The sequence below is a fragment of the Okeania sp. SIO2B9 genome (assembly GCF_010672505.1).
GTDB classification, from domain to species: Bacteria; Cyanobacteriota; Cyanobacteriia; order Cyanobacteriales; family Microcoleaceae; genus Okeania; species Okeania hirsuta.
Genome location: NZ_JAAHGK010000130.1, coordinates 1 through 9118 on the forward strand (window position 1 = coordinate 1; position 9118 = coordinate 9118).

Below are 9118 nucleotides of genomic sequence, written 5' to 3' on the forward strand. Positions count from 1 at the left end.
CACAGGCGGTCTCAGGAAGATTTACCACCAGAACGCCGAATGCCTCTAAGTGAAGCTTTAGCAGAACATATTAAACGTCGCTTGATTTATTCTGGTACGGTAACTAAGATAGATTCTCCTTGGGTCAAATTGGTATTATCTACATATTTTAGGGTTATGTGGTAAACTCTAGCCTGGGAGGATTTGGTAATTTCCCAATTGACATTAATTGGGAATTGTCAATTACTGATAATACCCGCTCAGGAATAAAAGAGCGATCATGCTCAGAAAAACCAACAACTCTAATGGTGACTCTATAGTGTTTATTATGTCGTGTTAGCTGTGATAACCCGATCCGATCAGTTAGTAAAGGGAACCTATCCCACTAATAAGACTTTTGCTAAAAACTCTAAATATGTTGATAGTTAAAAACGAAAAATCAAGCTTTTCAAACACATTTTACTTAAACAAATAAACTTGTTAAAAATAGTGGGATAGCTTCTAAAGGAGTATTTCTGGTCTAGTCCCTATGAGGAATAGAACCGCCCTTTGGAATAATTAATGAATTAGCATTTATGACTCAAACCTCATTACCACAAACTCAAGAAAATTTCAATTTAAACCTTATAATTAAAGATGTCAAAGTAGCATTAATTCTCAAATTAGCGGGGCTAACACTGACATACTTAGTACAAGTATTTCTGGCACGATGGATGGGCAAAACTGAGTACGGCATTTATGAGTATGTCATCTCTTGGTCATTGTTAATCGCAATTCCCGCCGGACTAGGTTTGCCTCGCACAGCGTTACGCTTAATTGCTGAATACCAAGTTAAACAAGATTGGGGACGCTTGCGCGGCATCGTCCGTGGTGGCTGGTTGCTGACTGTGTTGACGAGTTTCGGGCTATCTCTAGCAAGTACAGGTCTTATATTGTTGCTGAATCATTATCACACCTTTGCCTACGCGACACCACTTCTGATTGGGATTTGGTTGGTACCGCTACAGGCTTTGGTGCAGTTGCAGTTGGAAACAGCTAGGGGGATGAAAGATGTAACTTTAGCTTACGCACCTTCTGAAGTAATCTGGCCAATATTATTGCTGTTAGGAGGATGGTTTTTTTGGCACAAAAACCATGCCCTTGGCAGCATCACAACAATCGAACTGGCAATGTTGATGCTAGCGATCGCCCTCTCGTTTCAGTTCTGGCAGTTGTGGAGCAAACTGAACAAAGAGGTTGAGGTAACAACCCCTGTTTATTGCTATCGCGAGTGGATAGACATTGCCCTAGTTTTGCTATTACAAGTGGGATTTAAAACTATTTTGAGTCAAACAGATATTGTGATGGTGGGTTCCTTGATTGGACCTGAGCAGGCGGGTATTTACAGTGCGGCAGTAAAGACAGCCATTTGGGTGGCTTTTATTTTGCAGACCATTAATATTGTAGTTGCACCTGTCTTTACTGAGCTTTACACCCAAAACGATCAGCAGGGGCTACAAAACCTAGTCTCCAAGGTGACTGTCTGGATTTTCTGGTTTTCTCTCGCCATCGGTTCTATCCTCATTGTCTTCGCTCAGCCTGTGATGGGACTGTTTGGGCCGGAATTCATCGTCGCTCACTGGCAGCTAAAGATTTTGGTTTTAGGACAAATGGTGAATGCTTTATGTGGCTCTGTCGGCTTGTTGATGGTAATGACAGGTCATCAAAATCAAGCTGTTGTTGTTTACGGTTATACCGCCTTAATCAATATAGTTTTGAATGGGATATTAATTCCCATCTTCGGCTCTATTGGAGCGGCGATCGCAACTGGCTTGACAATGGCAATGTCTAATATTTGGCTAACTGTCCTCGTGTTTAGGAATCTGGGGATTTACTCTTCTGTTTTTTATAGTTTCTTCCAGACGGAAGGCGATCGCCAACAATAATTCCGGATTTAGTATTAGTTGGCCTGCTGCCAGTAAGCATCCACCACAGCAAAGGAATCTCCAAACAATTCTGAGTTGAGTTTTTCTTCTCCCAGAGCTGTTTTCGTTTTGCCATTGACAATACTATCTAGCAGAGAATTTATTTCTGGTGCGGGCTTTTCATGCTTGTGAAAAATGGCGATTGCATAAGCAACAAAAGGATGAATATCTCCTAGTTTCAAGCTTTCGCTCCCTGCCACAGTCTGCTCTAATTGCTGCCAAGATGGTATAGCCATATTTTCTGGTGCGTAGAGCAGATCAAGGTAAATGGGAATCAGTTCCCAAATATGCTCTCGTGACTGAAGTGGAAAAGCATGGGGTTCTATAGCTTCTCCAAGCACTAACGGCTGGATTTCATTACTATTACGTGCCTTCCTAACTTGAATGCGGTTGCTATCTCTGGGATCGAAAATCTTTTCCTGGGACTGCGCCAGTAAATCCCGACCAAACTCCTTGACATTATCAACTTCAAAACCCAATTGCTCAATTGTCTTAGCAATTGCATATTCTGGATTTTTCCTGAGTTCAATCAAATCCAAAACTGCCAGTTTTTTTGAACTTCCCGTCATTGTTGATCGCAGCAAATTCCAATCGTGAATTAGCCTCTGCCATTGCTGGAAGTTATAACTAATGGTTGTTCCCGACCATGCTGGCTTGAGGCTTTGGAGTTTTACCACTTCTGTAACCTGAGCCTTCTCCATTACTAAAGCAGGATTCCCCATTAATAAGCCATTGCCCTTAAACATCAAGTCAGCCATATAGGATAACCATGATAGATACTGTAAATGAGGTTCTCGGATTATGAACAGAAACTTTTTGGGAATCTGAATCCATTGGGACCATATTTGCGGATGAAAGAAACAAGAAACTTCTTTCACCAGAATTGTAACGTGGCTTTTCTGCTGGAGCATCTCCTCTATCTTATCGGCAATTAAGCCACAACCTGCTTCGTATATATCAGCATCAAAGGGAAGTTTGTTCTGTCTCAGGAGACCCCCTAGCTTGTCGTACAGACCCACAAAAGGCTGATGGATTGCTCCGTCCGCTAGCTGGGCAAAAATAACTTCTGTGATCGTCGATCCGCTTCTAGCTGTTCCATGAATGTAAAGTATCGTCGCCTTCCCTTCACTGACCAACTGTTCTAACCTTGCTTCGCTCATCAAATTTTTCCTGGTATTTCTAGAATAACTTACTTCTGAAAAATGGGGCGTTGCTAAACCAAAGGATGAATCTTTGCAGAAAAAGTAAACCCTATCTTTTACTTTATAAGTTTAAAACTATAATTCATTCTTCTATGCAATGCCTCTACACTTTTGCTCCTGGGAGCAGTAGGGGTTAGTCCCCACACCTCCATACTAATTGATATGCTCTCAAATCTATTAATTTTCACTTCACACCAACAGCAAAAGGACCAAACCATTTGCGAATCTCCTCACTGGTAGCACCAAAAGGAGGTTTATCTTTTTGCTCCAGAATATGAGCAACCATTGCTGAAGTCCGCGAACATAGGAATAGTCCTGTTCCATAGGGGGGTCTCATTCCCAGAGACAAAAATACAGCAGCGCTAATGCTATCAATGTTTGGATAAATTCCCCGTTTCTCTTTCAAAAACTCTGCCGTAATATCATAAATTTGAAGAAAGTCCGATCGCATATCGATCTCCGATATAATTGACCGTAGACGAGGGTTTCTTGAATCTGCCTTAAACATTGGGTGTCCAAAACCGTGGATCTTCTCCTTTTTAGCCAGGCGATCTTCCAATATCTTGATCGTTACTGCTTCTATATCTCCCGAACATTGTTTGTGAACGGCAGTAAAGAACTCCATTGCTTTTTCGCAAGCTCCAACATGGGATGGGCCTGCCGCTGTAAAACCTGCTGCGATCGCTTGGTGCATAGGAACTCTCGTACTCGTGGCAACCCTGGGCAACATAACTGAGGGAGCAAGAAACCCCCAACCAGCATGCAAGCTAACCATAATATCGTTGAATATTTTTCTCTCAGTTGAGTTGCTAAAATTTCTGTTAGTACAAAGCGTAAATATAGATTCAATATAGTCTTTCCCCTCAGTCAAAACTCTTTTCCCATAAGTTTTTTGGTGGTCAAAAAATTTTTCCTTATTTTCTTTAATCCACTGGATACTTTCGAGAGCAATAACCATTAAGGAAGGAATTAGACCAACATAATATAGTCCAATTTGACTGTCTCGATCCAATCCTATTGCCTCCAAGTCAACGAGCGCGATCGTCTGTTCAAATGACTTCGTTTTGTCAACCATTAACCCTGCAATAATTGCCTGAGAATAAGTTGCACCCGAAGCGACTACAGTTTTAATCACTTCTATAGCTGTATCCTCCTCTGTTAAAGAAGAAAGCGCACTTGCAAGATAGCGATCGAGAAGTTGTTCTTGGGATGGAGTTGCCTCTTTGCCCATCAATAAGTGATAAATAGCCCCAGTAAATGTCAAATTACCAATTAGGTCGTTCAGATTCCTATTCCGAACGTACAGTTCCTCTGGATTGAGAGTAGGTCCGTCTATATCTGTACCGTGATATTTATATTCCATGTTACAATAACTCCTTAACCGGGCTTATCAACGAAATTTCGTGATTTGAACAACAAAAATTAGGGTAATAAACCCTGTTTATTGTGTGAAATAATTTCCTGTAATTACTGTAGTGTCAAACTTTTAAGCCTATAAAATCTTACTTTTAACTTTTGACTTTTAACTTTTGACTTCCGTAAAACGGTATACATTCTCAGCATTCAGTACGGCTTGTCCCCAGCCAATGTAACACGATGCATGATACGTTTGAACCCTTGATAGTCATTCACCGGATTATGCTGAGTGCAGCGATTATCCCAGAAGGCAAGGGAACCACGCTGCCAGCGAAAGCGGCAGGTGAACTCCGGTCTGACTTGATGCTCGAAGAGATAGTCTAGCAGAGGTCGGCTTTCGGACACCGTCCACCCCTGAAAGTGCTTTGTATGGTTAGTGTTTATGTAAAGCGCCTTCCTCCCAGTTTCTGGGTGCGTGCGCACTACTGGATGGGTGCCGACTATCACCTCCTGCTCAAGACTAGCATTGCTTAGAAAGGCATGAGCTTTTGACGAGGTGTTGATGCCAACAAGTCCTTGCAGGGTCTCCTTAAGACCTTCCGATAGGGTTTCGTAAGCCATATACTGGTTGGCGAAAAGAGTGTCGCCACCGTATGGCGGAATCTCAACAGCGTAGAGGATACTCCCCATCGGTGGACGCTCTAGATAGGTAGTATCGGAATGCCACATACCCCCAAAGTTCGCCCGCTCATGCTCCAACTTCACTACCGGTGTGATCTGCGGACATTTAGGCAATCCCTGAAGCAGCGGGTACTCCATTACCTTACCAAACTTCTGGGCGAAGGCAAGCTGTTGGTGAGGGGTAAGTTCTTGATTAGTGAAAAAGATCGCTAAGTGATCGAGAAAGGCAAGGCGAATCTCCTCAACGACTTCACTTTTGAGGGGTTCTGCCAGATTTACCCCTTGGATTTCAGCCCCAATTGCACCTGCGATCGGATGCACTTTAATGTAGCTATAGTTCCGGTGTACCGCGTTGTCCATTATTTCCCCTTTTGCATAAATTTTGCTTTTTCTACTTAAGAATAAAAATTAAATAAGACAGCAAATAAGCCTTTAAGAGAAAAACTTGTAGGGAGGTTCCATGGAATCTCCCTAAATTAACTTTTCACCAGAAGTCTATTTAAAAACTTCCAACAAAAATATTAAACGTTAACAGTGGATAACTTCGACTTAAAACTCTGCAAAATACGTTCTGCCATCTGAGAAGGAGTCAAACCTAAATCTGCCTTCGACTCATCAGGTTTAGCATGATCTACCAACTTATCAGGTACACCCAAACGTAACACAGGTGCAAGCACATTATTATCCATCAATGCTTCCGTAACTGCCGAACCAAAGCCACCCATCAAACAACCTTCCTCCATAGTCACAACTTTTCCAATACGTTGTGCCAAAGGCAAAATTAATTCTGTGTCCAAAGGCTTGACAAAACGAGCATTTACCACTGTAGCTGCAATACCATGTTCGCTGAGAATTTCGGCAGTTTGCACGGCAGGATGTACCATCGAACCATAGCCCAATATCAAAACATCATCACCATTCCGCAGAATTTCACCCTTACCAATAGGAACAGTTTCCCAACCCTCTTCCATTAATGGCACACCATAACCATTACCACGAGGATACCGCATGGCAATAGGACCATCTGTATACTCAATCCCAGTAACCACCATCCGTTGTAACTCACCCTCATCTTTAGGCGCCATGATTACCATATTCGGGATACAACGTAAATAGGCAATATCATACATTCCCTGGTGAGTAGGGCCATCAGCTCCCACAATTCCAGCGCGGTCTAAACAGAAGAAAACAGGTAACTTTTGAATACAAACATCATGGATAATTTGGTCATAAGCTCGTTGCAAGAAAGTCGAGTAAATACCTGCCACAGGTCGTATCCCTTCACAAGCTAATCCTGCTGCGAGAGTAACAGCGTGTTGTTCTGCAATACCAACATCAATATATTGTTTTGGCAACTTAGCATGAAGTTTATCCAGACAGGTACCAGTTCCCATGGCAGCAGTAATACCGATAATTTTAGGATTATTTTCGGCAAGTTTAACCAGGGTATGGGCAAAAACTTTAGAGTATTTGGGAGGCTTTGGCTTGTTTGCTGGTAAAGCTTTGCCAGTAGCTAGATTAAAGGGATTTTGAGCATGATAGCCGACTTGATCTTCTTCTGCCACCGCATATCCTTTACCCTTAGTTGTAGAAACATGAACTAATACAGGCCCAGGAATTTCGTGAGCTTGCTTGAAAGTTGTAATTAGTTCTTCTAAGTTATGTCCATCAACAGGACCAATATAAGTGAAGCCCAATTCTTCAATAACTGCTCCCACTTTTGATACTGCCAAACGCTTCATCCCTTCTTTGAGCCTTTCCATTTCTGGTGTAAAGGTTTCACCTACAAAGGGAATATGTTTGAATTGTTCTTCTAAATTATCTTTGAGAAACTGGATTGGTGGAGAGAGGCGCATTTTGTTAAGATAGCGAGAAATAGCTCCCACATTAGGAGAGATGGACATCTCATTATCATTTAGCACTACCAGCATATTAGTTTTAGGTAAGTGACCTGCATGGTTAATAGCTTCTAAGGCCATACCACCAGTTAGAGCGCCATCACCGATAATTGCTGCTACCTTAAAATTCTCTCCTTTCATATCTCTAGCCAAGGCCATTCCTAAAGCAGCAGAGATACTTGTAGAAGCATGACCCGCACCGAAATGGTCGAATTTGCTTTCACAACGTTTTAGATAACCTGCCACCCCATCTTTTTGCCGCAAGGTATGGAAATTGTGATATCTACCTGTGATAATTTTGTGGGGATAAGCTTGGTGGCCGACATCCCATAGGACTTTGTCCCGATCTAGATCGAGAGTTTGGTAGAGACCCAGGGTCAGTTCTACTACTCCTAATCCCGGACCTAGATGTCCTCCACTGGTGGCAACAGTTTCTAGATGTTTTTCTCTTATTTGTCTAGCAATTTCTTCTAATTGATGAATTGAAAGACCGTGCAACTGGTTAGGATGAGAAATTTCGCTCAGATGCATACTTTAAATTTATTTAGGTTTTGTGTAGATTTACGATTTTTACTGGGGAATATTGACGATTAATTTTGATTTACCTTGCAATACTCAAGTTATGAATCAGCCTTTGTGGGTGGGGCTACATAATATAATCAGTAAACTCAACAACTTAATCACTATAGCTATTTAGCAGTTGTTCCAATGGTTAAGTTATATTTCACCCTTGTGCCTCTATTTCTACTTTTGATGAATTGGCATCGATGACTGAAGTTAATGATGGTACAGGCATATTTTTCATTTCCCAGACTTTAATTAGTATGAGATATTCGTAGAAAGCTTGCAAGGTACACCAAGCCAATCCTGCTTGGCCATCAAGAAATCCTTTCAGGAAAATATACATATATATGAAGCGAATTATTGGCCTAAAGGGCAAGCGTAAGGAAAAATCTTTGAGGGCACGTCTTCTATCTACTTCTGAAGCTCCAAAAAATAGATTTTTCCAAGATACGTTTCCTGTTTCTAGTTGTCTAACTGTTTCTGCTGCTTCATCTGTAGAATAGCGATTGTGCTTTTCTATCCACCGAGAAATTCCTTTGCTACAGGTGTAGTGGGGATAAGTTTCTTTCAAAAAACTTGTGGGACCGTCACAAACTTCTCTTTCTGTGTGACCATAATCGGTAAACCATACTTTGTCTTTACGAAATAAGCGCATCTGGTACCGGGGATATTGTGTGCTGTAGCGAATCCAAGTCCCCATAAACATGACCCGCTCTGCAACATAATACCCAATATATTCTTTTTGACTGTTTATTACTTCTAGGCATTCGTTGAATAATTCCGGGGTCATTCGTTCATCTGCTTCTAGGATATAGACCCATTCGTATTTTGTAGGAACTTCCTCTAGCATCCATGTTCGTTGTTTTCCATGGCTTTCAAATTTGTGTGGAACTATTCTTACATTATAATGTTTTGCTATTTCTACAGTCCGATCGCTACTTAAGGAGTCTACTATTATAATGTCATCTGACAACATTGCTGACCCAATACAAGCAGCGATATCTATCTCTTCGTTGTAAGTCAGTATATAAATTGAGAACATTCGGTAAATTTTAGTAACTGCTCTTTGTTATTAAGCTCGTAAATGCGGAAATGAAATTATGATATTCAAAGGTAGGGCATTGATCATTAGGATGAAGTTTATACCTTATCCTTACTGTCAACAATTAACTCTTACCTAATAATTAAGGTTTACAGCCTTTCCTTTAAAGGATAAAAAATAAAAAAAATTTCCCTTTTGCGTCAACCCTCTTGTTTTTAAGGAGAGGTAATTATTAATTGTTAATTATTAATTATTAATTGTTGAATGCCCTACCTAATTATTTAAAGTTCTTATCTCTAAATACTTTGACTACTCCCCTGGCTAAAGTCGAGGGGATTCTAAGCAGATACTACGCAACAGGATAAATCCGTGTTGCTCCGTCTATTCTTAGCTGACCAAAGATAAACTCTCTGGGGACAAGTCAAAGTGCCC

6 protein-coding genes and 1 pseudogene are annotated in these 9118 nt (G+C 41.2%); 2 read left to right on the plus strand and 5 right to left on the minus strand.

Features of this window, described 5'->3' with window-relative positions; all coding sequences use genetic code 11:
* Together F6K13_RS07105 and F6K13_RS07110 are read left to right on the plus strand one after the other, a co-directional pair.
* Nucleotides 1-165, plus strand: a pseudogene (locus F6K13_RS07105) (hypothetical protein); the annotation flags it as partial.
* A gap of 389 nt (nucleotides 166-554) precedes the next feature.
* Complete coding sequence (locus tag F6K13_RS07110) at nucleotides 555-1904, plus strand: flippase (RefSeq protein WP_124146054.1); 1350 nt, start codon at nucleotides 555-557, stop codon at nucleotides 1902-1904.
* A 14-nt stretch (nucleotides 1905-1918) separates the two neighbouring features.
* Here the strand turns inward: F6K13_RS07110 and F6K13_RS07115 are convergent, their stop codons facing one another.
* The 5 genes from F6K13_RS07115 to F6K13_RS07135 all read right to left on the minus strand — a co-directional run bounded on the left by F6K13_RS07115 (nucleotide 1919) and on the right by F6K13_RS07135 (nucleotide 8686).
* Nucleotides 1919-3106, minus strand: coding sequence for a hypothetical protein (locus tag F6K13_RS07115; protein WP_287287078.1), 1188 nt, complete (start codon nucleotides 3104-3106; stop codon nucleotides 1919-1921).
* 223 nt (nucleotides 3107-3329) lie between these two features.
* Nucleotides 3330-4508, minus strand: a complete 1179-nt coding sequence (locus F6K13_RS07120; RefSeq protein ID WP_124146052.1) for a citrate/2-methylcitrate synthase — start codon at nucleotides 4506-4508, stop codon at nucleotides 3330-3332.
* A 200-nt stretch (nucleotides 4509-4708) separates the two neighbouring features.
* The gene (locus tag F6K13_RS07125; RefSeq protein WP_124146051.1) at nucleotides 4709-5542 is read right to left on the minus strand and encodes a TauD/TfdA family dioxygenase; all 834 of its coding nucleotides are present in this window, start codon (nucleotides 5540-5542) and stop codon (nucleotides 4709-4711) included.
* Between the two features lie 161 nt (nucleotides 5543-5703).
* Entirely contained in the window at nucleotides 5704-7611 is a 1908-nt protein-coding gene (gene dxs / locus F6K13_RS07130; protein ID WP_124146050.1) for a 1-deoxy-D-xylulose-5-phosphate synthase, read from the minus strand.
* 193 nt (nucleotides 7612-7804) lie between these two features.
* Nucleotides 7805-8686 carry a glycosyltransferase family 2 protein gene (locus F6K13_RS07135; protein ID WP_124146049.1) on the minus strand — a complete coding sequence of 294 codons (882 nt, stop codon included), beginning with the start codon at nucleotides 8684-8686 and terminating at the stop codon, nucleotides 7805-7807.
* Nucleotides 8687-9118 lie beyond the last annotated feature (432 nt).

What these genes read in the sequence shown, in the direction of transcription:
- F6K13_RS07125 (WP_124146051.1), bottom strand. Translation starts at nt 5,542, where the DNA reads ATGGACAACGCGGTACACCGGAACTATAGCTACATTAAAGTGCATCCG.
- F6K13_RS07120 (WP_124146052.1), bottom strand. Translation starts at nt 4,508, where the DNA reads ATGGAATATAAATATCACGGTACAGATATAGACGGACCTACTCTCAAT.
- F6K13_RS07110 (WP_124146054.1), top strand. Translation starts at nt 555, where the DNA reads ATGACTCAAACCTCATTACCACAAACTCAAGAAAATTTCAATTTAAAC.
- F6K13_RS07135 (WP_124146049.1), bottom strand. Translation starts at nt 8,686, where the DNA reads ATGTTCTCAATTTATATACTGACTTACAACGAAGAGATAGATATCGCT.
- dxs (WP_124146050.1), bottom strand. Translation starts at nt 7,611, where the DNA reads ATGCATCTGAGCGAAATTTCTCATCCTAACCAGTTGCACGGTCTTTCA.